A 712-nucleotide genomic window follows, 5' to 3' on the forward strand; every position below is an offset into this window, starting at 1 on the left:
ACCCATGATTCCAGAATTGGCAATTGCAACTTTAGCCTGTGCCCGAATTGGCGCAATCCATTCCGTTGTTTTTGCAGGGTTTTCAGCAACTGCATTATCAACTAGAATAAATGATTCAGATTGTAAAATGGTCATTACTTCGGATGGTTCTTATAGAGGTGCAAAAACAATTGATTTAAAAGGAATTGTAGATGAAGCATTAGAAAGTTGTCCTGGAGTAGAACATGTATTGGTCGCAAAAAGAATCAATTCAGATATTTATATGAAAGAAGGTCGTGACAAATGGTTGCAACCTTTGTTAGATGCTGCCTCAACAAAATGTGAAGCAGAAGTGATGGATGCAGAAGATCCATTATTTATTTTATATACATCAGGCTCAACAGGATTGCCAAAAGGAATGGTGCATACAACCGCTGGTTATATGGTGTATACAGCGTACACTTTTAAAAATGCATTTCAATATAAAGAAAATGATGTGTATTGGTGTACTGCGGATATTGGCTGGATTACCGGGCATTCGTACATTGTATACGGCCCTTTAGCAAACGGAGCGACCACTGTACTTTTTGAAGGCGTACCAAGTTATCCAGATTTTGGACGCTTTTGGAATATTATCGAAAAACATAAAGTAAATCAGTTTTATACAGCGCCAACTGCAATTAGAGCGCTCGCAAAACAAGGAACTGAATTGGTAGATACCTACGATTTATCC

Annotated in this window: 1 protein-coding gene; it reads left to right on the forward strand. The window is 38.1% G+C overall.

The window, feature by feature from the left end; all coding sequences use genetic code 11:
- A partial coding sequence (locus tag BTO16_RS14955) for an AMP-binding protein (protein WP_146105432.1) occupies window positions 1–712 on the forward strand: 712 nt, incomplete at both ends.

This window comes from Polaribacter glomeratus, assembly GCF_002954665.1.
Taxonomy (GTDB): domain Bacteria; phylum Bacteroidota; class Bacteroidia; order Flavobacteriales; family Flavobacteriaceae; genus Polaribacter; species Polaribacter glomeratus.